Source organism: Pseudoalteromonas rubra (assembly GCF_000238295.3).
In the GTDB taxonomy this organism is placed as follows: Bacteria; Pseudomonadota; Gammaproteobacteria; order Enterobacterales; family Alteromonadaceae; genus Pseudoalteromonas; species Pseudoalteromonas rubra.
In genome coordinates, this window is the sequence record NZ_AHCD03000035.1 from 242,016 (window position 1) to 267,281 (window position 25,266).

Consider the following 25,266-nt stretch of genomic DNA (forward strand, 5'->3'; position numbering starts at 1 on the left):
TACATGGAACAAAATAGCCAAACCATCCCCAAGCCTGCCACGGCATCATGGTGGCATAGTTTAATGATCAATAAAGCCAGAGGATTTATCTTTAAGCTGTTGGAAAATCTGGAGCATGATCGTCTCGAAATCATCGAAGGAAGTGAGAAGGTTGTGTTAGGTGCGATGCAGCCCAGGATCCATGCTACTATTTTCGTGTCCGATCCAAGCTTTTATCTGGATGTATTGAAAGGCGGTGGGATTGGTGCTGCCGAAGCATTTATCGATGGCAAATGGGGAAGCTCCGAGTTAACAAAGGTCATACGCATCTTTGCTTGTGCTCAGTCACAGCTGGACGAGCTGGAAGGTAAAATGTCCTGGCTGACTTCCCTTAAAAACCGCGTATTTCATTTTGGCAATCGCAACAGCGAATCCGGTTCAAAACAAAATATACTGGCACATTATGACCTTAGCAATGATTTATATCAGTCGTTTCTTGATCCTACTATGATGTATTCAAGCGCGGTCTTTGACACGCTTGAACAGTCACTTGAACAAGCGCAAAACAACAAGCTCAAGATTATATGCGATAAACTTGAGCTGAGTGAGCGGGATCACCTGTTAGAGATTGGTACAGGGTGGGGCGCATTTGCATTGTTTGCAGCCCAAAATTACGGTTGTAAAGTGACCACCACAACCATCTCAGATGCACAGCATGAGTTTACAGCGCAGCGAATTAAATCAGCGGGCTTAGAGGGCCAAATCACTTTGTTAAAACAGGATTATCGGTTGCTGGAAGGCAAGTACGATAAGCTGGTGTCTATCGAAATGATCGAAGCTGTAGGACACAGTTACATGGCTGGTTTTTTTGCAAAATGTAGCAGCTTGCTGAAGGATAATGGTCTGATGCTATTACAAGCGATCACCATCGCAGATAAACGCTATGACCACTACAGAAACAATGTGGACTTTATTCAGCGTTACATATTTCCCGGTGGCTGCTTGCCATCCATAGCGGTGATGTCAGACCATCTCGCTACTCAAACGGACATGGTTGTGCGTGACATAGACGATATTGGCCTGCATTACGCACAAACACTCAAACGTTGGCGTGAGCAGTTTGAGCAGAATTGGCAACAGATCCGTACTTTTGGCTTTGACGAGCGATTCCGACGTCTGTGGCTGTTTTATCTACAGTACTGTGAAGGTGCTTTCTTAGAACGTGTTATAAGCACGCATCACCTGGTAGCTCGTAAGCCACGACATATTGGGGTGAATGATGCGCAATTTTTGGCTGATTAATCTCATTATCTTTCAATCTGTGTGGTGGTTGTGCGCCATATTCACAGATCAGGCTGTGCCTTTGGTTGGGCTTTTGTTTTTGCTGCATTTTGCTCTTTCACCAAGCAGGAAAGCTGACGCCTGGAGCTTGTTGATTTTACCGCTTGGGTTGATTGTAGACCAATCGCTCTCACTTTTGGGGGTAATAAGTTTTGCGGACGGCTATCAATGGCTACCACTGTGGCTTGCTTTGCTTTGGGGTCACTTTACGCTGACGCTTAACCATAGTCTGAGTTGGATGAGTCGCTATCACTTTGGCATACAGGGGGCACTTGGTGCGGTATTTGGCGCACTCAGTTATGTCGGTGGGATAAAGCTCGGTGCGCTGAACTCTGCACTCTCACTGACAAGTGTGTTTTTAATTTTTGCTGTTGTTTGGGCCGTCATTTTACCTTTGGCAGTACATCTCAACGGTCGAATGGGACAGCGTCTGGGAGAACAACATGTTTAATGAATTGTGCAAAACGCTAGTCGCGTTAGCGATGTTTTCAGTACCTTTATTCGTTCCACTGCAGGCAAGTGCCTCGACGGCAACACAATTGCCTACGCTAGAACTGCGAGGTACAGCCGATTTACGCTATCTATTTTGGGATGTCTATTCAGCTGCACTGTATACCGGTGGAGAAGCATATAAGGCAGACCAGTTTCCACAGGTGCTGAGTTTAACTTACAAACGCGACATAGAAGCGCAGGAACTGGTAGATGCCACGCGAGAACAGTGGCAAAAGCAAAAAATGGTGCTGGACAACGCTGAGCAATGGTTGAGACAACTTGTGCAACTCTGGCCTGACATACAAAAGGGCAACCAGCTCATTTTAGTCGTGGACAGCGATAAGCAAAGCCGCTTTTATTTTCGTCCTGAACCGGGTGCAGAGGTTAAAAGTGCCTTGTCAGAAGCAGAGCTGAAAACGTCTGCACGTTTTCTCGGAGCGATTAATGACCGAGCCTTTGGCCCTGCGTTCCTGGACATATGGCTATCAGAAAAAACCACAGAGCCAAAGCTGAGAGAGCAGCTCATTGGAAAAAGGTAAAACAAGATGAAAGTATATTTGGCATTGCTGCTGATTTTTACACTCAGTGGCTGTACCAGCAAAATCATTGCTGACTATAGCGAAACAAAGCCGGACCTGGCACTGGAGCAGTTTTTTAGTGGAGAGCTGACTGCTTATGGTATTGTCCTTGACCGAAGCGGTAATCTTACACGACGTTTTGAAGCCGATCTGATAGGCACCTGGGAGGGCAACAAAGGCGAGTTAAAAGAATGGTTTCGATTTGACGACGGAGAAAAGTCAACCAGAATCTGGCAGCTGGAAAAAGTCGCAGATAATCGCTACAAAGGCACCGCCGGAGACGTCATTGGCGTAGCGCAAGGAGAAACTGCGGGTTCGGCGTTATACTGGCGCTACCAATTGGAGATCCAATATCAGGGCTCCCCATTAGAAGTCACTTTGGACGACTGGATGTACCTGGTGAATGATAAACGCTTGTTTAACCGTACTGAGATCATTAAATGGGGCTTCAAAGTTGGAGAAGTTATCCTAATTATAGAAAAACATGACAGTTGAGTCTGGTTGTCGTGTTCACTAACAAAGGCCTGTATATCAGGCCTTTGTTCTTTTTAGCTTATGACTGAAATCTGCTGGTTCTCGTATAAAGTTATGCTTGCCGGTCTCTACTAGTGCTTTACGCCACGAATATGTGCTTTTTGCTCACTGTTTTAATAGCGTAATGATTGCTATGGAGAAGCTGGAAAGCATCCGGCTTGTGGTTTTTATTATACCAGTTTGCTTAATCTTGAGGCGAGAAAATATAGTCGATAACACCGCTATCGCTGAGGCACCTAAATCCCTATAGGCGTGGCAAAAATTTGTGAGCCTATGTCTATAAGATTCCGAATGAAAAATTTTAACGCTGTTAGCGTCCTATTTGCTCCTTCAAATAGACCAGGTATTGAGTGAAATTGGTATTAGCCTAAAAGTGGTAACAGAGTGAATAATAGCAGTACGTTGCACAGCAAACTAAAAGCGAAAGCATGTGCATCGTTTTAGCTTGAAGCTGGTTCGAAGGTAGTCAAATAAAAAAAGCCCGTCTAATCTAGATGGGCTTTTACATCAGCGCGATTTAAATAGATTAAAACGCACTCGTATCCTGGAACAGGCCTACTTTTAGATCTTTTGCTTCGTATATAACACGACCGTCAACCTCTACTGTGCCGTCAGCAAGGCCCATAAACAATTTACGCTTGATAACGCGCTTCATGTCTACACGATATGTTACTTTCTTAGCTGTTGGTAGGATCTGGCCTGTGAACTTAACTTCACCCACACCCAGTGCGCGACCAAGGCCCGGTCCACCAGACCAGCCCAGGAAGAAACCAACGATCTGCCACATGGCATCCAGACCCAGACAGCCAGGCATTACCGGGTCGCCACGGAAATGGCAGTCAAAAAACCACAGATCAGGGTTAATATCTAGCTCAGCGACGATCTGACCTTTGCCAAACTCGCCACCATCTTCGTTAATCTCGATGATACGATCCATCATCAGCATGTTATCGATTGGCAGACGACAGTTGTTCTCGCCAAACATTTTGCCTTCAGCGCACAGGATCAGTTCTTCTTTTGTATAGCTATTTTTTGGTTCCATAATCATCAGTCTTAGTCTTAAATTGTCGCTACTTTAGCTTACACTTGTACGCTAAACAACTCTGAACAGTTAAAATTTGCGTGTTACTTGAGCACTTTACTTATCAGGTGATATATTTTTATCCCCCTGGCCTTGCAAGCCCTCCCGTTTTATAGCCGAAAGGACGATTTTTATACATCAATTGGTGCGCATTTCATCTATAAAGCCATAACTATGGCTCACTATACACTGGGGTATCTAGAAATGAATGAAAATCATTCAAGCAGTGCCCCCAGATAGATTATTTCTTTGTTTCTGGACCTTTCAAGGCGATTTTTGCTTTAAAAATCTTTATAATTGAATCAGTCATTCTTAATGTTAGCGGAAGTTTATGATCCTTTTTGTAGATGCCTTGACGGTAATTGATTTTTCTTACTTGTGTGGTAAACGAGGCGCGGTGGGCGAAAGCTGGATTGTCGATATGACACTGCATGGCCAGTTGAACGAAGAGTCTATGGTATTGGACTTTGCCAAAGTAAAAAAGCAGATCAAGGCCATTATAGATGACACGATTGATCATAAATTGGCTATCCCAAGCCAGTTGTCTTGCAACTATGCATCACAAGATGGCAGGGTGAGTTTTGATGGCTTGTTTGGCGGGCATCACCTGGCAATGAGTGCACCTGACGAAGCTGTTTGTATCGTCGAAGGTGCTGAAATCAATGAAACCAGTGTTATTGCATTTCTTAAACAACAAATTTTGCCAAAAATGCCAGACAACGTGAAAGACGTTGAGATTGAGTTACGTCCTGAGCCGAGCCGTAGTTTCTACTACCACTACAGTCATGGTTTGAAAAAACACGACGGTAATTGTCAGCGTATTATCCACGGGCACCGCTCAGATATAGGTATCTACCTAGACGATATTAGCATGCCGCGTCTGCAAAAAGAGTGGGCTGAACGTTGGCAGGATATCTATCTGGGTAGTCAGGAAGACCTAATCGATGCGAGTGATTTGCAACACGTTAAACCTCACGATAACGATTATGCATTTGCCTATACAGCCTCTCAAGGCTATTTTGAATTAGCCATCAGTAAAGCGCGTTGTGATTTGATCCCCTGTGACAGTACTGTCGAGTGTCTAGCCGAATATCTTGCTGGAGAGATTAAGGCGCAGTATCCGGACAGAAAAGTTAAAGTTAAGGCCTTTGAAGGCGTTGGAAAAGGAGCGATTGCTTATGCCTGATTGGCTGAGTAAAGCGAAAAAGACCGGTATAATACTGGCCGGGTTGTTAGTGAATGTAAGCTCGGGTCAAGCTCTTGAGCTAAAAGGCTCCCTCACTCAGGGTGGGATGGTGATAGCTGAACTGGCTGGAGTACAATCTGCCAGACTTAACGACAAAGAGTTAGCTATCTCACCTGATGGAAAATTTGTTTTTGGCTTTGGCCGAGATGCTGACACAGAACATACTCTAAGCTGGGTTGACCAAAGCGGTAAAACACACTCCAAAAACTTAATGATCACCACGCGAGACTATGACATTGATCGCATTACTGGTGTAGAGAAAAAGTACGTATCGCCACCAAAGGAAGTTTTAGCTCGGATCCGTAAGGAAGGTGCGCAAGTCAGCGCTGCCAGAAGTAAGCTAAGCACTTTGTCCTACTTCGATGATCCGGTTTATCGACCGGCAAAAGGCAGAATTTCGGGCGTCTACGGCAGCCAACGTTATTTTAATGGCCAACCCAGGAGGCCTCACTTTGGGTTGGATATTGCAAATAAAACCGGTACGCCGGTACTTGCGCCTGTAGCAGGTAAAGTTGTATTTGCTAACCCTGATCTTTATTACAGTGGCGGTACGCTGATCCTTGATCATGGATATGGCATTACCTCTACCTATATACATCTTAACAAACTTCATGTTGAAGAAGGGCAGGAAGTTGAGCTGGGCGATCATATCGCCGATATAGGTGCCACTGGCAGAGTAACCGGACCACACCTGGACTGGCGTTTTAATTGGTTCAATGAACGCTTAGATCCTCAACTTATTATGATTGATAAACTCGCAACGAAAAGCAGTAAAGAATGACACAAACAGATAAAGACGCAGTAATTGCACAAAGAATTCAAGACTCGCAAACCTCGGTTACTAAAACCGTTTTCCCAGGTCGAACGAACCACCACAATACCTTGTTTGGTGGTGACGCATTGGCATGGATGGATGAGGTTGCGTTTATCGCAGCGACGCGTTTTTGCCGCAAACCTCTGGTTACCATTTCATCAGACAGAGTCGACTTTAAAGAAGCTATCCCGGCAGGTACGTTTGCCGAATTGGTTGCTAAAGTAGCCCATGTAGGTAATACCAGCTTAAAAGTCGAAGTTCACATCTACCTGGAGACTATGCATAAAGACGATAAGCATCTTGCTATCTCTGGTAGCTTCACATTTGTTGCTGTTGATGACAACCACAGACCAACACCTGTTGTATGCGATCAGATGCTAAATGGGTTTAGCTAATCAATTTTTAAATCTTTAAGTTACAACAGCCAGATAGGAGTTTTTAACTCCTTTACATTAAAAAGAACACATCATACAAGTTTGTGGTTAACAATTATCTTTGCAAAAGAGGGGAATTTAGATAATCTTCCCAAAAGGGAGTTATTTCGACTTTACTTTTAAGCTCCTGATTACAAATATCTTTCACAGATTTTGTGACAGAATAGATTTGATAAACGGTACAATCTGTTAATTAAAATTAGCAAATAGCCATGAGCAGTAAGGAATATTGTCCAGAAGGAAGTTATGGAACACCGCATTTCAACACATTTATACATCACTCCGTTAGATACTGAACATGCAGACACATTGTTCGACGCAGTAGAAGCGAGTCGTGAAAGCTTGCAAAAATATTTACCCTGGGTGGAAAAGCTAACAGAAATCCGGGATGCAGAAACTTACATTGCAGAGCGGACTCATTTAGCAGGCACAGAATATTTTGCCATCATGCAACAGAATCGTTTTATCGGGGTGTTTGCGATTAAACCAGCTAAAGCCCGGAATACTTGTGAAATAGGCTATTGGCTCATTGATAAAGCAAGGGGTAAAGCGGTGATCAGTCAGATAATAGGTGGGGTGTTGCCTTATCTAAAAAACGTTCGCCAAGTACGTTATGTAGAGTTTCACTGCCTCGAAAATAACAAGGCGAGTATCAAAATAGCAAAGCGGGCAGGAGCTTCGCTCATCGAGTGTTATTCGAGTAAACCTGAATTCGATGCAGCGCCACGTTTGATGTGCCTTTATCGGGCTTACTTACAGTAGTGTGATTATTTATACTGAGGTTCTTCGAGTTTTCATAATTCTCAGGTACAATCCCGTTTCTTTATTAGAGACTGGCCTACAAATAGTGGGATAGTCATTGACTGCAAAGCAGTACGAAACAACAGTTTTGTATTCAAATTAAAGACTAAACAATAAGAATTTCAGGACAAATTCATGATAAAAAAAACATTACTATCTTTGGGCTGTATACTTGCGCTAAGCAGTTTTGGCGCACATGCCAGTGGCAAATGGCACACATCAAAAGTCAATTCCGTATATCCAACCTCTCAAGGCGGTTTTGTGCTCACCTTTAAATCCAATGCGCCTGATTGCTCACAAGCAATTAATGCAGCAAATAAGTATCACTATGTTGAAGTAAATAAGCATAGTATGACTATGGAAGGCGCTAATAAGATCTATTCATTAGCGCTGATGGCCGCTGCGTCAGGTAGGGCGATGAGTTTCTACTATGATAGTTCAAACGACAAGTGTTACATCAACAGAGCCTACGTGCAGTTTTAATTAAAGCCAATATCAAAAAAGTCGACCTTAGGTCGACTTTTTCGGTTTTAAAGCACCATTGCAGCTATCCAGCCAAAAATTAATAATGGAATGTTGAAATGAATAAACGTGGGCACCACTGAATCCCAGATGTGATCATGTTGACCATCTGCATTTAAACCCGAGGTCGGACCTAATGTAGAATCAGACGCCGGTGAGCCTGCATCTCCCAGCGCGCCGGCTGTTCCCACAAGAGCAACTGTCGCCATCGCTGAAAACCCAACTTCCATAGATAAAGGAACGAACAGAGTCGCAATGATAGGCACGGTCGAAAAGGAACTGCCTATACCCATAGTGATAAGCAAGCCTACCAGTAAGATCATAGCTGCTGCGAGCGGTTTGTTCTCTCCAACAAAGTCAGCACAGGCGCTCACCAGGCTAGCCACATCACCGGTTTCTTTCATAACGGATGCAAACCCTTGTGCTGAGATCATAATAAAGCCAATCATGGCCATCATAGCCACACCTTTGCTGAAGACGTCTGAGCTTTGATCCCATTTGACAATACCAAACAGGCTGAACATCATAACCCCAACAAGGCCACCCAATATCATTGAGCCACTGACGTTTTGTGCGAGTAGCGAACAAATAATTGCAAGAGTACCAGCAACAATGACTTTACGCTTTTCAGCGTCATTAAGCCGGGGTTTATCAGTTTGCGCTGTCTTCTCTGACAGCTCATCGTGAGTATAGTTGCGCTTTTTTCGGTAACTCACAAACACAGCAATAATCAAACCTGCCAGCATACCCAGAGCAGGGATAACCATGGCGTAAGGTACCTGTGTATTGACAATCTCAAGGCCGTTATCAATCAGGTTTTTATGCAAAATGGAGTATAGATAAATACCGCCGAAGCCATAGGGCAAAACCATATAAGACGTTGCTAAACCAAAAGTTAAAATACATGCAATGGCACGGCGATCGATATTTAACTGATTAAATATCACCAACAATGGAGGTATAAGGATCGGAATAAAGGCAATGTGTACTGGAATGAGGTTTTGTGAGGCAACCGAACAACCCAGAATAATGACCATAATGAGCATGCTCAGCAACTGACTTGAGTTTTGTTGATTGCCATGGACCAGAGACAGTAATTTATCCGCCAGGATTTGGGTTAATCCCGACTTAGATATTGCCACTGCAAAAGCACCAAGCATCGCGTAGCTGAGCGCAATCTCTGCGCCACCGGATAACCCGGAATTAAATGCATTCAGCGTATCTGATAGACCTAAACCCGCACTCAAACCAGCAACCATAGCACTGATTGTCATTGCGACAATCACGTTCACTCTAAATAGTGTCAGGCCGAGCATCAGCAAAACACCAATAATAACAGCATTCATAATGTTATTTTTTCGCCTTTTTTATTATTAAACGGCCAAGCGCTTTCATCCTTGTAGCCTCTGCTTTGGTTAATTGCGCTCGGGAAAATCTAGATTTTACAAAATATTGGTTAAACTCTTCCAGTTCCTGAGATAAACCAGGATACTGTGACTTCAAGGTGAATAGCGCCTGTGAGGGCGTCAATTTATGTAACTCTTCGCCTGCTAATCTGCAAATAGCCTGATGAAGCTTGACTGCCTCTGGTAATTTTATCAATTGCTTGCGTTGCAGATACCAGAAGCGAGCTATGAATATGGCGATTAGCAATAAAAACACGCTTAAAGCCGGCAATAACCTGTGGTACTGGCCAAATAAATCTCGCAATAACCTGGATTGCTTTTGATGATCAAAGTTCAGAACCCAACGGGTCCACTGATAATCAAGTTGCTCAATCTGAAGTCTTACCCAATTTACCAACGCCAGATTAGAATAGCTCATCAGGCTCAGGCCAAGGTTATCCTTAAATTCATCTTCCACCTCGGTTAATTCAGACAAAGAGCCGATGAGTCTGTCCGGTGCTACCCAAGCGGTGGGGTCTAAACGATACCAACCTTGCTGAGGAACATAATACTCTACCCAGGCGTGCGCGTCGTATTGATAAACACTGTAATACCCGCGTTCTTCATTATATTCTCCGCCAAGGTATCCCGACACGAGTCGGGCAGGAATACCTGCTGCTCGCATCATAAAGGCGGCACTTGCAGCGTAATGACCACAGAACCCCTCACGCGTCTCAGTTAAAAAAGTGTCAATGCTGTCTCGGTCACTGATTGTTGCAGGCATAAGTGAGTAACTAAATCTATGTTCGATAAAATACTGTTTCATCTGCTTAATGAAGTCTGCGGTATTGTCTGTGGTATTATCCCATCGCATTGCCATGGCCGTTGCAAGTGGATTAATTTCTTCAGGTAAAGCCGTATTGAGCCGATACTGCCAATTGACCAAACCTATTCCTGAAACATGAATAGGCGTCACCTGATATTCCATGCTACTACTCAGGTGATTTTGCATAAACAAAGTGCCAAAATGATTCGTATTCACACCCCGTGTGGCAGACTTTGCCTGACCCAGATTGTATAGCCAGGTTTTACCTGATGGTCTGGCGATCACTGTATAACTTGCACCGACCGCACGATAAGGTGCTTGTAAGGGTACGTCGTGATGCGCTGAAACCCGCCAACGCTTACCGTCAAACTTATCATGAATTAAGGTTCGCCAGTAAAATGGCGGTTTCATCTGAGCGCTGTCGGGAAGAATTGCCCTGAAAACTAACTCGTCTGAACGAGATAACTCTGATATTTCAAACGGATCTATGTCCTCAGAAAGCCCAGTTTGTGTTTTCTTGGCGCCGGGGAGCTGCCAAAATGGAGAAACTTTCGGTAGGAGTACCACCATAATTGCTGCCAGGGGGAGCGCGAGTAGCAAATGCTTTGTGGCTTGTTTCATTGCGCTGCGTAATTCTATGTCGTGTTCGATCCACAACATTTGCGCTAGGTTGATCACCAAAAGAGCGAGCACAAATAACAAAGACAGAACATTCTGAGAGAAGATAAAAAAACAGGGGTAAACGAAAAAGTTGAGTAACTGCACCGACATGGCTTGCTTTTTTGTTTTTGCCTGAATGGTCTTTAGTGCACATGCCCCCAATAACAATGAAACGAACATTTCTACCAGGTTAGCAAAACCGATTGCGACAAACACAACGAGGATAATGGTAAAGGCCAATAGATTAATCATCTTTTCGGATGGGCCTTTAACCAGTTTCTTATAAATAGCGAGCTTGAACAGTACAATAAGCAACATGGCACAAGTAAATACCAGGCCGAAACTGTTCAAAAGCAGGATGCTGACTAAGCCATACAGGAGTGTTGTCAGTAAAGTTTGGGGCTCTAGAAGTTTGTCAGAAGTCACTCAACGCCTCCAGACACTTTTCTCTATGCTTATCTCCTCGATCAGCGCTCACCTGTACGGCATTGCTCAATCGCAGGGCAAACATATCTCCTTGCTTATCCGCTTCAAGCACCTGATAACATAATTTAGACAAGCGACTTTCCTTGTTGCCATCGTGTGCTGAATAGTCAAATGTGTGCTGAGAATAATAGCTATCACCACTGTATTGCTTCACCAGAAGTTGCTGACTCTTAGCAAAATGCCGCCAGGAAATACGGCTTTTACTGACCCCAGGCCTAAAGCGCTCTAGGCCATCGAAGTTCTCATGACTTTGCGTGCTTTGATGTACGTATTGTCCCTGTTCAGCCGTCGCTTCCTGTTCACTGAATGTCAGCTGACAAGTCAGCGGAGCAGGGTAGACACAAAATGTCTTATCTGTGTTCAGGTAAGTCCAAACGCGCACTAGGCCAAACGGATAACGACTCGATAGTTTAAGTCGGCCAAGTCGGTAGCGTCCTCGTAACTCAGGGTGCAAAAACAAAGAAACCACGTGAGGTCCTTGCTTATGGTTTTCATTACAGTCACTAAAGTCAAAGTCCTGACTGACAATATCCAGTGAGTAGCAATCATGCGGTGTATTGACCTTTACCAACACTTCTACCGGTTTAGAGGCAAAGTTGTTCTTAACATCCAGCAACTGGATCGTCAGACCATGTAAGTTAAGGTAACCGTATATCAAAGCCAAAACCAGAATAAGCAACATTACATAAGCGACCCCGAGGATCAGGTTGTTCTGATAATTACTACCTAAAATAAAATTGAGGATCACCATACACAAAAAAAATGCGCCCTGTTTAGAGGGAACAATATAGATATTATGGTGAGAGAGGGTAAGTTGCGCAGCGCTGTGCTTGCGCTTGATCATGTCAGCCAGCCAGGACTGCAACCAGTCACTGCGCATGATTACAATACAACCGCAACGTTATCAAAAATCCCTTTTACGACATCATCTAGTTCATTGGCGGAAACATTCAGGCGGTGTCCTGCTACTGCCGCAAACACAGCTTGTACATCATCAGGTAATGCATAATCGCGCCCTTGCGTAAGTGCATAAGCACGTGTGGCAAGACCTAATGCGATACTTGCTCGTGGTGAAAGAGGATCACTAAACTGACCACTGTAGCGCGTGAAGTTCACCAGGTTAATGATATATTGTACAACTGATTCAGACAGATTAACGGCGACTACTGTTTGCTGCAGAGCTGCCAGCGCAGTTAGATCTAATACGCATGACAGCTCGCTTAGGTGTTGTCTTTGCAGGTTATTGCCCAATATCAGACTTTTCTCGGCATGCTCATCAGGGTAACCCAGGCTGATCCGCAGGAAAAAACGATCTAGTTGAGACTCAGGCAAAGGGTGTGTACCTGACTGATGCAAAGGGTTTTGCGTAGCAATGACAAAAAACGGTTCTGGCAACGGGTGCGTCTTGCCATCAACTGTTACCTGACGTTCTTCCATTGCCTCAAGCAGGGCACTTTGCGTTTTTGGACTGGCGCGATTGATTTCATCTGCCAGTAACACCTGACTAAAAATGGGCCCAGGATGAAAATCGAAACTCTGTTGCTGAGTGTTAAATACGCTCGATCCGGTAATATCGGCGGGCAACAGATCACTGGTAAACTGAACGCGTTGATAACTTAACCCAAGTACATTGGCAAGGCCGTGGGAGAGGGTGGTTTTACCCATTCCGGGTAAATCTTCAATTAGCAGGTGCCCTTTACATAGCAAACAAACAACGGCCAGCCGGATCTGTTCTTCTTTACCTAGTATCAGCTCGGATAGCTGATTGATTATCGCTTCTGTGGTTTTATTCATGCAATCATTTCAAGTCTTTTCATTACTGAGTCAACTTTTTTCGCGTTAAAGGGCTTAGCAATAAAGCCTTTCGCTCCCAATTCCCAGGTATTTTGCACGTTTTCCAGGCTGTTATGTCCTGAACACATAATGACATGAACATTGGGATAGTTTTCATTAATGTATTCAAGGATCTGCGTACCGTCGGTATCAGGCAGCTCAATATCCAGGAAAATAACATTCGGAGATTTTTCTGCCATCAATGGCATCGCTGATTTAAAGTCCTCAGACTCATAGACTTCTTCAAAACCCAGGTTTTCAAGAATATCTATCAGGTAACTGCGCACATCCTCAACGTCATCGATGATCAAAATTGGTTCTAGGGGTCTGACAAGTTCCATATTGTATTTACTTCTTTTGAACGACAAGGCTAATGGACATTTCCTAAAGCATATTGTCACCCGAGAGAGTCTGTAACCACATTATATTTAACATCCCATAATTTACATTATGTTAAATAGTGTATTTATGACAACTCCTCCGATTGTGGCTAAGCTTAGATCAGTCTTATCTTGAGCTTTCAAAAATGCTAATTGCCTTGTTTCTGTTATACAGTTTTTATGCAAGCTACTCATTTGCCTCTGACCAGATCAGCGTGACCTATCGTGATTATAAAGGTACGCATAGTGTGACTGGTCGAAAAATCGGTGACCATTCCTTTCACTACAATATGAATGCGCCTAAGCAAGTCCAAGTGACTACCCTGGAATGGCAACCTTACATTGGGCAAAGCTTGTGTAAACAAGGCTGGGTTATGCAAGCTGTAATCGCTTTACTACATAGTCAAAATTATGGTGCAACGGTTACATTCTATCCCTGGGCACGCGCTGTAGCCTATGCAGAAAATGGTAAGGTAGATTTACTGGTCCCAGAATACTTCATTGAACCTGAAGCACCATCGGATACTTTTCCAGGCACACGTCGTTTGGATCATCTCACACTCAGCGAGCCATTTGGTTGGGGTCCTATTGCGCTGTATAAAAGAAAGAATTACAACACCGACCATTTTACCAGCCTTGCAGCGCTGGCGGATGAACGAATTGGCGTCGTTCGAGGCTATCAGAACACCCCGGAGTTTGACCGTTTAATGGATGCAGGCAAATTCAATGTCATTGAGGCAGTTGATGACGCCCACAATATCAGATTGTTAATGGCTGGGCGCGTAAACCTCATTATCGGTGACCCGGAAGTCATTGAGATGGAAGTCGAAGTTTTGTCTCGAAATGATTCAGATATATCTCAGCTGCAAAATTTGGTGATGGTTGAGCCAATATTGCAAATGAACGGCTTGTTCTTTGCTGTCTCGAAACGCAATAAAAATGGAAAAGCGCTGTTATTTGAACTTAATCAGGCTATTGCTGAATTTAAGAAATACGGCGTTCTGGATGAAATAAAATACAATACTGCCAAAAGCTGCAAATAGCGCTCATTTTCAGTTGTATTACAGGAAACACCGGAGCGCCCTGCTTTTCTCGTTCCCAATTTATTGATTCATCGCTTTGAATTTTCGCTGGTATACCTCTTGTGTGTCAAAAAAGGGAGCAGAGTTACCGTCCCTTTTATATTCAACGTTCAATTTAACATAATAGGCATTAGTCTGTTTTGAGGTTCGCGTGTATCCGATTAATGCAATGCTGCGGTAAACGGAATACTTTCACAGATCTTGGCTTCCGCAATCAGTATTTCTTCAAGGCGGGCATCGATTATGGCTCTGTCAAAATACTCGTAGCCAAGTTCAACAAACAAATTCTTGTGCTTTTCTTCTGACTTAGCAATGGTCACGTAAAAATCTTTTTCTTTGCCTTCAGGCAAAGCTTCCGCAACCAAAGAAAAACGCTCGTGTCCCCTCGCCTCTATCACCGCCGCAACTAACAGCCGATCAATTAGAAATTCATCTGAGCCCTGACGAAATAAGGCACGCATTTTTTTAATATAAGGATCGGCTTTATCATTGCCCAAAGTGACGCTTCGATCAGTTAATAACTTAAGCACCTGCTTAAAATGAATCATTTCTTCAATCGCAAGATCTGCCATCGCCTTTACCAGCTTTATTCGGTCCGGATAATGACTTAGCATAGACATCGCCATGCCAGAGGCTTTTTTCTCTGCGGCTGCGTGATCTTGCAAAAAAGTATCAAACTCAGCCATCACTTTATGAGTCCACTCAAATGGAGTGTGGAATTTTAATTCAAACATGTTTTTCTGTTCAGTAACCAGTTTCCTGGCATTCTACCTAAGTACGGCGTCGTATTACAACGATACCCTAAGTCAATTTTGATTCATGCCATTAGTATCGGACATTACTGTTATCCGCTATTTATTTGGCTGTACAAAATACTATCCCTGTCTGCTTTACCATTTCTGGTTGACTCGATTTTTAGAGGGTGAACAATTTGTTTCCAGGCTGTCACCTTTCCCCCCTGGTTGAGGTTTGGCATACAGCTATCCCCATTAGTATGAATGTCGAGAAAGCCAGAGAGGTGATGTAAGCTATCAGGGTGCGATACATCTAGTATCAAATGCGCTATCTGCTTGGTCTCTAAAAACTCCAATAGTTCAGTACGATGCTTATAATAAATATCAATAAGATACTGATCAGACGCAATGTTTTCAGCACTTAAATTTTCAAAGGTCTCGAAGTAGCAACGTTTAAGTGTGTCATTGAACCCACCCCGTTGAGTCTCTAATCTGGGTAGCATACGAGTGAGCAATCGTCTGACAGAGGGGATCCAGTTTGCCATCGCTCTTTCGAGATAAACAAAGCGGCTGTCTGGGTATATAACGGCAAGCTTTTTATAATCATTAAAGATGGGTGTATCTGCTATCACCTGCGCCTGATCCAGTGCATCACGGGTGTAGGCTGTATGTGCTGTTTTAAACCCAAGTTCGAGAAATGCAGCACATACGCTGGTAGTACCGGTTCTTGGCAAGCCGGCAATAAAGATTTTTTTCATTAAACAAAATAACAATAGAGATTAATAATCGACAAGGCCAGTAGTGACAAGAAACTGAGTGCCATACTGATTACGCGCATTTTAAGCTTCGTCTTGTTGAGCGCAATCGAATGTAAAACCCGACCAACTAAATAGGTGCCGCCTGTGATATATAACCAAATTGCCTGACCCCCCTGAAATTCCAGGGCAAATAGCAAGATTAATAGTAATGGCGTGTATTCCATGAAATTGCCATGGGCGCGGATCGCTCGTTCCAATTCGGGATGCCCGCCATCTCCGAGAGAAACTTGGTTCTTATGACGTAAACCTATGATATCAAAGCTGAGTTTGATATAAAAAAGTGTAAATATTGCAGCAAAAAATCCTGTTATCATGACGCAGACCTACTTGTAAGTATTATAAGTAGGTCCAGTATAGGGGGTTTACTCAATAAAATATACCGCATAGACCTCTGCGGTTAGTGTCGTATCACCGGTATTGTAAGCTTGATTGACGTCCATAGATTCAGCAGCCATCATTTTACCTCGGGCGTAAGGTTGTACCGGCACACTCATCGGTGAAAATGACACAGAATACAGACGGCCCAGATCAACATCAAAGTCATCGGCCAGCTCTCTGGCTGCCGCCTTTGCCTCTTCAATAGCTGATTTCTTGAGCTTTTTCATATATTCGGCTTTGTCTTCAACGACAAACTCAGTGTTATTAAACTGATTAATGCCGCTGTCTACGAAAGCCTGAAGCAGGTTTGGGTATTCTGCGAGATCTTTGAGCTTAACAGTCAGGCTGCGATTGACTCTGAAACCTTCGAATTCCTCTTCATTAGATTTGCGATTATAACGTGTTTGACGATGAACATTGAGCTGTTGCGCATGGATATCCTTGCTCTTAATGCCGAAGTCTTTCGCTATCTGGATAGCCTTTGCCATGATTTGGTCAACATTCGACTTGGCTTCCGGCAACGACTTATGTTTTTCTGTTATTGCGACGCGAATGATGGCGGCATCAGGCTGCACTTCAATAGACGACATCCCTTTAACATATAAATGTGGGCCCTCTGGTAAATTGCCTGCGTGTGCACAGGTACTGATTGCGAATGCAGCGGCGGCTAAAAGTGAGCGCATGAACGCCTCCTTACTTTGATTCAACAAAATGTGTGGTTTATAAAACCACATGCTTTGCGCCAATTAAAGCACAAGTTTGTTAATCAATGCTGAATGTTATACGCTTTGTGTAAAGAGCGAAGAATGAAAGGTTCTTCCTGCTCAAAGAATAAGCCGGTATGCGCTGAAATAATGGCTCGCTGTAAATCGGGTCTTTCCAGCGCGGATTGTAAAAAGTCAACGGCGCGCTTACCCTCATTCGATTTCGCACAAGCAATATAACCAAAAATGGTCAGACCGGCTTCTTCAATAGCATGAAAACTATAGCCGTTAAGAGCCTGCGCTGATGGGTGTTCACTAATAAACACAGAACTATATTCAATAATGCCATCCAGCTTGCCCTGACTTAACATAGTTCTCAGCCGAAAAGCACTTTGATTTCCTTGCGATAACCAAAAGGCCCGTCGGTTTTCTAAAATAAAATTGTCGATATCCAGACCATAAGAGCGTCCCTCTGAGACACCTATATTAAGCCCCATTCTGACTATGGTGCCCAGTGACACTGTATCTGGAATATTCGGTTGATCTTTTAGTATCAATCGGTTGGCAGGAAAAGACATCAGCGGATAAGGCGTAAACAATGCCATGGCTTCCCTTTCTGGCGTTTTCACTTTGTTATACAAACAGGCTTTAGGATTACGCACCAACTCACGCCACTCTCTTTTTCGGCTGGCCGGCATGAAAGTCAGAATTAATTTACCCTCGAGTGTTTCTTCGAGTTTAAGCAAAAGCTGTGTAGCCAGATCGGCTGGGGCTTTATTTGAATCAGGGGAATAATCCGACACAATGTCTATGTGAATAGGATCACTACGTAACCCGAGAGAAAAAAACAACAGTGCTATCATGAAGGCATAGCGCATTTAGTTCACCTACATCGAACATCAATGCAAAGCCGGTTTTGCTGGGATCCTACTACAGAGCAAAATGGGGTCGGATTGCACAGACTCTCTATCAGTGCTCCATGCACAGCCCAACGCTATGTTTATAGCGTTTAATACTGATATTAAGTGTGGCGCAAAATTTGTAAATGCGCCACACCCTTTATATTACTGGTTTAAACACTACAACGTTTGTAGTTACGGTACTCAGGCAACCAGTAATTTTTCTCAATTGCAGCCCAAATAAGGTCTTCCGGCATTTCCAGCGCAACGCCCTCTTCCATCGCTTTTTTAGCCACAGCAAAAGCAATACGTTTACTCAGTGGTTCAATCTCTACGAGTGAAGGAAGTAAGCTGCCTTTTCCTGTGTTAGCCCACGGTGAAGACTCTGCCAACATTTCACTGGCAATCATCAGCATAGATTCTGTGATGCGCGATGCCTTAGCCGCCAATACACCCAGACCAATACCCGGGAAAATATAGCTGTTGTTACATTGTGGAATTGTGAATGTTTCACCATTAAACTCGACAGGCTCGAACGGACTACCAGTCGCCACTATCGCCTGGCCTTGGGTCCACTCAATCACATCTTTTGGATGGGCTTCTACCTGACGAGACGGATTACTCAGTGGGAAAATAATAGGACGTTCACACCCTGTGTGCATTGCCTTAATCACCTGTTCGGTGAACAGCCCAGGCTGACCTGATACACCGATCAGGATGTCAGGTTGCGCACAATGCATAACATCCAGCAACGAGGCAAACTCGCCACTAAAGTTCCATGCTTCCAGTGCAGATTTCGATTGCACCAAAGCAGCCTGGAAGTCACGTAACCCTTCCATACCTTCCGCTAGCAGGCCATAACGGTCTACCATAAATATCTGGCTACGCGCTTGTTCATCAGATATGCCTTCGGATACCATTTGCGCAATAATCTGCTCTGCAATACCACACCCAGCAGAACCGGCACCAACAAATACCACCTTCTGTTCAGATAACCTGGTGCCTTTGACACGACAAGCAGCTAACAGTGAACCTACAGTGACAGAGGCGGTTCCCTGGATGTCATCATTAAAACAACAGATCTCATCGCGGTAACGGCTCAGCAATGGCATGGCATTGGGTTGTGCGAAATCTTCAAATTGCAGCAAAACATTGGGCCAACGGCGTTTTACAGCTTTGATAAACAAATCCAGGAACTCGTCATATTCTTCCTGAGAAATACGTTTATGGCGCGCTCCCATGTACATCGGGTCATTAAGTAGCTTTTCGTTATTAGTGCCTACATCAAGCATAACTGGCAATGTGTAAGCTGGGCTGATCCCGCCACAAACGGTATAAAGCGCTAGCTTACCAATTGGGATACCCATGCCTCCGATCCCCTGATCACCGAGTCCAAGAATTCGCTCACCATCGGTCACAACGATAACTTTTACTTTGTTTTTGGTCGCATTACGAAGGATATCATCGATTTGATGACGCTCTTCGTACGATATAAACAAACCACGAGAGCTACGATAGATGTCTGAAAACTTTTCACATGCATCCCCAACCGTTGGGGTGTAAATGATGGGCATCATTTCTTCAAGGTGATCACGGACCAGACGGTAATATAAAGTTTCGTTGTTATCCTGAATGGCACGCAGATAAATATGCTTGTTGAGGTTATCGCTGAAACTAGAGAACTGCTGGTAACAGCGCTCGACCTGTTCTTCAATGGTTTCAAAGCGTGGCGGTACGAGACCAGTGAGGTTAAAGTTCTCACGTTCGCGCTGACTAAATGCACTGCCCTTATTTAATAGCGGAGTTTCTAAAAGCGTTGGGCCAGAGTATGGAATGTAGAGATAATTGGGATCGGATTGTTTAGTCATATTTACAAGCTGTGACTCGTTAATTTAAGTACAAGGAATTATTATTGCGCAAATGCATTAAAATTCAATGAATTTTAAGCATGTCAGACCAATAAAAAACGGCTCTGTTTAGACATGGACAATGCGTAAACAGAGCCGTACATTATACGATAAATCTCAAATAATCGCCAAGGTTACTCGCTGGATTCTCCCATAGCGGCCCCTTCTCTACGAGGATCAGCTCCCCCGATTAACTGGCCATCAGTGACTTCTATGGCGTGAATGCCAGAATTGAGGTCTCTGACACGCACAACGTGTCCTTTTTCCTCTAAAATCGGCTTTAATTTTGCCACGTCAGTGCCTTTCTCAAGTGTAGTGTACCGGTTTCGGTTGGTTACCCGAGGTAAGTCTATCGCCTGTTGCGCAGACAATCCCCAATCGAGTACGCCAATCACCGTTTGCGCGACATAATTTATAATTCGACTGCCACCAGGAGAACCCACTACCAGTTTGAGCGAGCCATCTTTATTAAACACCATGACAGGCGACATCGAACTGCGTGGCCGTTTGTTCGCTTCTACCCGGTTAGCAACCCATAAGTCGCCTACTTTCGGAGACAAAGAAAAATCTGTTAGTTGATTATTTAGCAGATAACCATTTACCATCACCGTTGAGCCAAAAGCCATCTCAATCGATGAGGTCATAGAAACGGCATTCCCCTCAGCGTCAACAATAGACAAGTGTGTGGTTGATGGCAGTTCGTAACTGTCATCCTGAGCATAAGCTAACGCGCCCATACTCGGGTCGCCAATCGGGAAATCGTTATTGTCTTTTTCACCAATTAACGAGGCGCGTTGCTTGAGATAAGCTGGGTTTAACAAGCCTTGTGTTGGCACCTCAACAAAGTCAGGGTCTGCGATATAGTAGTTTCGGTCGACAAACGCCAATCGGGAGGCTTGAGTAAACAGATGAATGGCCTCAGGATCGTTCGGTTTATACTGGCTGAGCTTCTTGCCCTCCAGTAACTTTAAGATCTGTAAAACAGCAATGCCACCGCTGCTGGGCGGCGCCATCGAACACACCCGGTAACTGTGATAGCGAGTACAAATCGGCGCTCGTTCTTTGCTATGATAGTTTTTTAGATCCGCCAAAGACAAGGTGCCCGGGGCAATTTCCGCTTTTTGCACAGCACGTACTATGTCATCAGCATTTTTACCCTCATAGAAGCCTTTGAGGCCAAATTCCGCCACTTCTCGGTACAGCTTTGCCAATTGGGGGTTACGTAACAAAGTGCCTGCTTCAAGTGGTTTACCGTCAGGGTAGAAATACTCTTTGGCAGGAGACAATTTAGTTAGTCCCGGGTTTAGTTCCTTTTTTAATAGCATGTGCAACCGAGGTGATACCTTAAAGCCATTTTCAGCCAACGCGATTGCCGGCTTAAACAAGTGACGCCACTTAAGTTTGCCATACTTGTCATGTGCTTGTTTTAAAGCATGCAAAATACCTGGCGTACCAACAGAGCGGCCACCCACAACGGCTTCAATCCACCGCACAGGTTTGCCTTCTTTGTCCAAGAATAGCGATGGTTTTGCCCCTTGCGGCGCTGTTTCACGACCATCAAAAGTTGTCAGGTATTCATTTTCTTTATCATAGTGAAGAATAAACGCACCTCCGCCAATACCCGAAGACTGCGGTTCTACCAGCGTCAACACCAGCTGAGCAGCAATAGCGGCATCAATAGCACTACCACCTTGTTGCAGCATTAGCTGCCCTGCTTTACTGGCATGTGCATTGGCTGCAACCACCATATACTTTTTGGCGATTTTTTCTTTTTTTAGCTGCAGTCCGGTCGCAGCCTCGGGTTCTCTGACTTCTCTGGTGTTATTGTCTAATGCTGAACAAGTGAATGGCAATACGGCGCCAAGCGCCAGAGCGGCCAGTGATAGGCGATGTTTCATAGAGTCTGGAAAATCTTCTGATAGATGATTGGCATCATAAAAGTAAACAGGCACAATATGCAAAAAAATTCTAAGAAATATTATGTTTGATCTGCCATTAGCACCCCGTTACGTCTTACCGCCCGCGATTTTGATTGCCTTTTGTACATTGCTTATGTTGCCACCCGTTCAGGAGTTATTGCTGTTTAACCGTACGCTGATCGGTCAGGGCGAGTTGTGGCGGATCTGGACCAGTCAGTATGTTCACACCAATTGGATGCACTGGTTGCTGAATGTCATTGGTATCGGGTTTATCTGGGTATTACATGCAGAATACCGCACGCCCAAAGTTTATGCGATACACCTGCTGTTACTCGGGCTTTGGACAGGAATTGGTATTTGGCTATTTTGTCCGGATATTCGTATTTATACCGGGCTAAGCGGACTGCTTCACGGTGTAATTGTCTGGGGAGCGATAAAAGACATCAAAGTCGGTGAAAGAACCGGTATTCTGCTGTTTTTAGGTATTCTAGGTAAGCTTGCCTGGGAACAATACGCCGGACCCAGCGCTGAGGTTGGCGAGCTCATTTCATCACGTGTTGCCATTGAATCGCACTTGATTGGTGCTGTTGGCGGTTTGGTGTTGGCATTGCCTTTACTGTGGCAAAAAAAATAACTCGGTTGTGGCGCAGCCCGAATGACCTGCGCCACGCATCAATTATAAGTTTTCTTTAAACAACTTATAAATACGACGATATTCATCCAGCCAACTCGAAGGCTGCACAAAACCATGCGGCTCTACCGGGTAAATCGCTGTTTCATAGTTTTCCTTCTCCAGTTCAATCAGTCTTTGTACCAATCGAACGACATCCTGGAAAAACACATTGTCATCAATCATGGGAGCATTGATTAACATAGGCTTCTTGAGGCCTTCAGCAAAATAAATCGGTGAACTGCGACGATATGCAATAGGATCATCCGCCGGACGATTTAGAATGTTAGACGTATAAGGGTCGTTATAATAAGCCCAATCTGTGACCGGTCTAAGTGCTGCCCCAGCCTGGAATAATTCAGGCTGTGTGAACAAAGCCATAAAGGTCATAAATCCACCATACGATCCGCCATAGGTGCCGACTGCGCCCTTATCGACATTGACGTTTTCAACCATCCAGTTTACGCCATCAGCCAAATCTTCAATTTCCGGCTTACCCATATGACGATAGATAGCCGTACGCCAGTCACGCCCGTATCCTTTTGATGCCCGGTAGTCCATGTCCATCACCACATACCCTTCACTGGCAAGTAAAGAGTGAAACATAAATTCGCGGAAGTACACTGACCAGCCAAGATGAGAGTTTTGCAGATATCCCGCACCATGGTTAAAAATCACCGCTTTACGCGTATTGCCTTGTTCCCCTTCCTGATAATCTGCAGGATAGTAAACTTTCGCATAAATAGGTTGATCGGTATGGCTAGATGGTACCGCAACGACTTTAGGTGCAATGAGTTTTTTACTTAAAAACGCCTCTGATACTGTATTGGTAATTTGTTTTGCTTCACTACCAGGCTGTGCGTTTGCAATAAACAGCTCTGGAGGCATGACAATTTTTGAATGCGTCAACAAGAGTTTGCTCTCATCCGGACTCAATACATAATCTGTCATACCATCGAGATTGGTTAATGTTTCCAACTCACCAGATTGCAAATTTACACGGTATATTTCGTAAATACCTGGGTGCTTTTTATTCGCTTTAAAATAGATGGCAGCGTTGTCCTTGGTGAGCGTCAGCTCTGAAACCTCGAACTTTCCTGCCGTTAATTGGGTCGCTTTCCCATTTAGGGGCTTGGTGTACAAATGGCTGTAACCTGACTCTTCAGACAGATAGTACAGCGTGTCTTTGTTATTTAGCCAGCCAAAATCATTGTGTGTATAGTTAACCCAAGCTTGGTCGTGCAGACGGTGCTGAGACACAAGTTTGTTGTTACTAAAGTCAACGGTGGCAATCCAACGATCTTTGTTGTCCCAGGACTCAAGCATTACCGCAACTTCAGATCCCTGCGTATTCCATTGGATGGGAGATTGGTCCCAGCCCCAGTCAAGCATCAGCGTGATGTGACGTGGCGCTTTCTTGCTGTTGTAAGTTTTACCTTGTGCCTCTGCATTTTCTCTGCGGACTTCTGCCAGCACATCTTCGTCAAAACCAGGTAACGTATCGTATTCCAGTGATTGCTGCTGCTTGGTATTCAGGTCAATAAATATCAGTGTGTGTTTAATCGGTTTATTATCAGCGACGCGACTACGCGCCTTCACCGGGTCGATGTTACCATCCTGTGTAACATAGTTTGGCATGATATCCTGAGCACTACGTTCAGGTATATTTTTGGTCGTGGCGACTATCAGTTTATCACCAGCCGGAGACAAACTACTCTCTACGATGCGCTGGTCTTTGCCCAGGTAAAAGAGATTATTATCTAAGGTGCTATTTTGATCTACTAACGCTTTTTTGCGGCTCTGTGCATCTTTGGCGTTCTTGTGCTGCAGTGCGACATAGCCAATCAACCGATGCTGTTCTTGCGCAATATAACTGGTTGGTTCAGTGACGCCCGGCGGTGCATCTTCAACTATCAAATTAGCCAGCTCAGTCGTCAGGCCAGTGTTAAGGTCTATCGCATAAAACGTATTGTCTGCAAGATACGCAAGTTGTCCTGAAATCAAAAACTGAAGTTGTTGAGCGCTTTGACTTGATCTGGTCAACTGTCGTACCTGATTACTGCTGATATCTTTAACGAACACATTTCCTGCAAAGACATAAGCCTGTAACTTACCATCATGTGAATAAACAGCATCATCCGCACCTACCTGGTGTTTGTCAGATAAGTTTACCTGCTCGATTCCTTGTCCATCGTACTTAAACGTGTCTCTTAATTTGCTCCCTGATTGTTTTTGCTTGAACAAAACAGATTGGCTATCTGCACTCCAAAAACCGCCTTCGGGCTTTCTGCCAAGCCAGTCTGGATCAGCCATAGCTTGTTCCAGAGTAATCGCCTGAGAGCCTGTTGCTTCGACAGTGGTTGCTACAGTTGCTGGAGACGTGATTTGAGAGTCTTGATTATTATTACTGTTTTGTGTGACCTGACATCCAGCTAAAAATAACGCGGATGCTACGGCGAGAGAAGTAAGAGATTGTTTCATTTTATGAATTATCTAAAATTGCAATTGAAGCCTAATTTAAGCAAATGAAACCGGATAATTCGAACAATTTTAGATAAACAACCAGACAGAGCGTTTATTGCAAAAAAAAGGCCAGTAAAGCTACTGGCCAAATACTCTCTGCGCTCACATAGTCGTTGATGGACAACGAGTATGAAATGAGGCCTATCCACGCCTCATAAAAGTAGACCTGCGAGTGACAGAATAAGTTCCAAAAAAATTCATTTTTTTTATTTTTTTTGTAATACCCTGATCTACCTTAGG

Annotated in this window: 25 protein-coding genes; 11 read left to right on the forward strand and 14 right to left on the reverse strand. The window is 44.2% G+C overall.

Going from position 1 to position 25,266, the window contains the following annotated elements; translation table 11 throughout:
• Nucleotides 1-3: 3 nt before the first annotated feature.
• From PRUB_RS12070 to PRUB_RS12085, 4 genes are read left to right on the forward strand one after another with little or no spacing between them, the layout of a single operon-like run.
• Nucleotides 4-1,281, forward strand: coding sequence for an SAM-dependent methyltransferase (locus PRUB_RS12070; protein ID WP_010384712.1), 1,278 nt, complete (start codon nt 4-6; stop codon nt 1,279-1,281).
• On the forward strand, nt 1,256-1,771 hold the full coding sequence (locus PRUB_RS12075; RefSeq protein ID WP_081694353.1) for a DUF2878 domain-containing protein: 516 nt from the start codon (nt 1,256-1,258) through the stop codon (nt 1,769-1,771). The genes PRUB_RS12070 and PRUB_RS12075 overlap by 26 nt, the downstream gene beginning before the upstream one ends.
• Nucleotides 1,764-2,351: a chalcone isomerase family protein gene (locus tag PRUB_RS12080; protein WP_010384710.1), complete on the forward strand. Its 588-nt coding sequence runs from the start codon at nt 1,764-1,766 to the stop codon at nt 2,349-2,351. The genes PRUB_RS12075 and PRUB_RS12080 overlap by 8 nt, the downstream gene beginning before the upstream one ends.
• Nucleotides 2,352-2,357: 6 nt before the next feature.
• Nucleotides 2,358-2,885: a DUF3833 domain-containing protein gene (locus PRUB_RS12085; protein ID WP_010384709.1), complete on the forward strand. Its 528-nt coding sequence runs from the start codon at nt 2,358-2,360 to the stop codon at nt 2,883-2,885.
• A 565-nt stretch (nt 2,886-3,450) separates the two neighbouring features.
• On the opposite strand, the gene fabA is transcribed toward PRUB_RS12085, so the two are convergent.
• Nucleotides 3,451-3,966: a bifunctional 3-hydroxydecanoyl-ACP dehydratase/trans-2-decenoyl-ACP isomerase gene (gene fabA / locus PRUB_RS12090; RefSeq protein WP_010384707.1), complete on the reverse strand. Its 516-nt coding sequence runs from the start codon at nt 3,964-3,966 to the stop codon at nt 3,451-3,453.
• Between the two features lie 370 nt (nt 3,967-4,336).
• Between fabA and PRUB_RS12095 the strand changes: the two genes are divergently transcribed.
• From PRUB_RS12095 to PRUB_RS12115, 5 genes are all read left to right on the forward strand, one after another.
• Nucleotides 4,337-5,191, forward strand: a complete 855-nt coding sequence (locus PRUB_RS12095) for a 6-carboxytetrahydropterin synthase (protein WP_010384705.1) — start codon at nt 4,337-4,339, stop codon at nt 5,189-5,191.
• Nucleotides 5,184-6,032 (forward strand): peptidoglycan DD-metalloendopeptidase family protein, encoded by an 849-nt coding sequence (locus PRUB_RS12100; protein ID WP_010384704.1) that lies wholly within the window; start codon nt 5,184-5,186, stop codon nt 6,030-6,032. The genes PRUB_RS12095 and PRUB_RS12100 overlap by 8 nt, the downstream gene beginning before the upstream one ends.
• A complete protein-coding gene (locus PRUB_RS12105) occupies nt 6,029-6,460 on the forward strand; it encodes an acyl-CoA thioesterase (protein ID WP_010384703.1) in 432 nt (143 codons plus the stop codon). The genes PRUB_RS12100 and PRUB_RS12105 overlap by 4 nt, the downstream gene beginning before the upstream one ends.
• 285 nt (nt 6,461-6,745) lie before the next feature.
• Nucleotides 6,746-7,261 (forward strand): GNAT family N-acetyltransferase, encoded by a 516-nt coding sequence (locus PRUB_RS12110; RefSeq protein ID WP_010384702.1) that lies wholly within the window; start codon nt 6,746-6,748, stop codon nt 7,259-7,261.
• A 174-nt stretch (nt 7,262-7,435) separates the two neighbouring features.
• Nucleotides 7,436-7,783 carry a hypothetical protein gene (locus tag PRUB_RS12115; protein ID WP_010384701.1) on the forward strand — a complete coding sequence of 116 codons (348 nt, stop codon included), beginning with the start codon at nt 7,436-7,438 and terminating at the stop codon, nt 7,781-7,783.
• A gap of 47 nt (nt 7,784-7,830) precedes the next feature.
• Here PRUB_RS12115 and PRUB_RS12120 read toward each other — a convergent pair whose 3' ends face one another.
• From PRUB_RS12120 to PRUB_RS12140, 5 genes are read right to left on the reverse strand one after another with little or no spacing between them, the layout of a single operon-like run.
• The gene (locus PRUB_RS12120; RefSeq protein ID WP_010384699.1) at nt 7,831-9,168 is read right to left on the reverse strand and encodes a Na+/H+ antiporter family protein; all 1,338 of its coding nucleotides are present in this window, start codon (nt 9,166-9,168) and stop codon (nt 7,831-7,833) included.
• A gap of 4 nt (nt 9,169-9,172) precedes the next feature.
• Nucleotides 9,173-11,119: a transglutaminase TgpA family protein gene (locus tag PRUB_RS12125; RefSeq protein ID WP_010384698.1), complete on the reverse strand. Its 1,947-nt coding sequence runs from the start codon at nt 11,117-11,119 to the stop codon at nt 9,173-9,175.
• Nucleotides 11,109-12,059: a DUF58 domain-containing protein gene (locus tag PRUB_RS12130; RefSeq protein WP_010384697.1), complete on the reverse strand. Its 951-nt coding sequence runs from the start codon at nt 12,057-12,059 to the stop codon at nt 11,109-11,111. Before PRUB_RS12130 ends, PRUB_RS12125 begins: the two co-directional genes overlap by 11 nt.
• A 2-nt stretch (nt 12,060-12,061) precedes the next feature.
• Nucleotides 12,062-12,973 (reverse strand): AAA family ATPase, encoded by a 912-nt coding sequence (locus PRUB_RS12135; protein WP_010384696.1) that lies wholly within the window; start codon nt 12,971-12,973, stop codon nt 12,062-12,064.
• Nucleotides 12,970-13,353: a response regulator gene (locus tag PRUB_RS12140; RefSeq protein WP_010384695.1), complete on the reverse strand. Its 384-nt coding sequence runs from the start codon at nt 13,351-13,353 to the stop codon at nt 12,970-12,972. The genes PRUB_RS12135 and PRUB_RS12140 overlap by 4 nt, the downstream gene beginning before the upstream one ends.
• A 185-nt stretch (nt 13,354-13,538) precedes the next feature.
• Here PRUB_RS12140 and PRUB_RS12145 point away from each other — a divergent pair, with 185 nt between their 5' ends.
• Nucleotides 13,539-14,435 carry a substrate-binding periplasmic protein gene (locus PRUB_RS12145; protein WP_010384693.1) on the forward strand — a complete coding sequence of 299 codons (897 nt, stop codon included), beginning with the start codon at nt 13,539-13,541 and terminating at the stop codon, nt 14,433-14,435.
• Between the two features lie 200 nt (nt 14,436-14,635).
• Here the strand turns inward: PRUB_RS12145 and PRUB_RS12150 are convergent, their stop codons facing one another.
• From PRUB_RS12150 to ggt, 7 genes are all read right to left on the reverse strand, one after another.
• On the reverse strand, nt 14,636-15,208 hold the full coding sequence (locus PRUB_RS12150) for a MiaE family protein (RefSeq protein ID WP_010384692.1): 573 nt from the start codon (nt 15,206-15,208) through the stop codon (nt 14,636-14,638).
• Nucleotides 15,209-15,318: 110 nt separating this feature from the next.
• Nucleotides 15,319-15,966: a sulfotransferase gene (locus PRUB_RS12155; RefSeq protein ID WP_010384691.1), complete on the reverse strand. Its 648-nt coding sequence runs from the start codon at nt 15,964-15,966 to the stop codon at nt 15,319-15,321.
• Complete coding sequence (locus tag PRUB_RS12160; protein ID WP_010384690.1) at nt 15,966-16,340, reverse strand: MAPEG family protein; 375 nt, start codon at nt 16,338-16,340, stop codon at nt 15,966-15,968. Before PRUB_RS12160 ends, PRUB_RS12155 begins: the two co-directional genes overlap by 1 nt.
• A 48-nt stretch (nt 16,341-16,388) precedes the next feature.
• Nucleotides 16,389-17,087, reverse strand: coding sequence for an SIMPL domain-containing protein (locus PRUB_RS12165; protein ID WP_010384689.1), 699 nt, complete (start codon nt 17,085-17,087; stop codon nt 16,389-16,391).
• 83 nt (nt 17,088-17,170) lie between these two features.
• Entirely contained in the window at nt 17,171-17,986 is an 816-nt protein-coding gene (locus PRUB_RS12170) for an ABC transporter substrate-binding protein (protein ID WP_010384687.1), read from the reverse strand.
• 194 nt (nt 17,987-18,180) lie between these two features.
• Nucleotides 18,181-19,875 (reverse strand): NAD-dependent malic enzyme, encoded by a 1,695-nt coding sequence (locus PRUB_RS12175; RefSeq protein WP_010384686.1) that lies wholly within the window; start codon nt 19,873-19,875, stop codon nt 18,181-18,183.
• A 173-nt stretch (nt 19,876-20,048) separates the two neighbouring features.
• On the reverse strand, nt 20,049-21,812 hold the full coding sequence (gene ggt, locus PRUB_RS12180) for a gamma-glutamyltransferase (protein ID WP_010384685.1): 1,764 nt from the start codon (nt 21,810-21,812) through the stop codon (nt 20,049-20,051).
• An 82-nt stretch (nt 21,813-21,894) separates the two neighbouring features.
• Between ggt and rrtA the strand changes: the two genes are divergently transcribed.
• Nucleotides 21,895-22,467, forward strand: coding sequence for a rhombosortase (gene rrtA / locus PRUB_RS12185; protein WP_010384684.1), 573 nt, complete (start codon nt 21,895-21,897; stop codon nt 22,465-22,467).
• Between the two features lie 42 nt (nt 22,468-22,509).
• On the opposite strand, the gene PRUB_RS12190 is transcribed toward rrtA, so the two are convergent.
• Entirely contained in the window at nt 22,510-24,984 is a 2,475-nt protein-coding gene (locus PRUB_RS12190) for a S9 family peptidase (protein WP_010384683.1), read from the reverse strand.
• Nucleotides 24,985-25,266 lie beyond the last annotated feature (282 nt).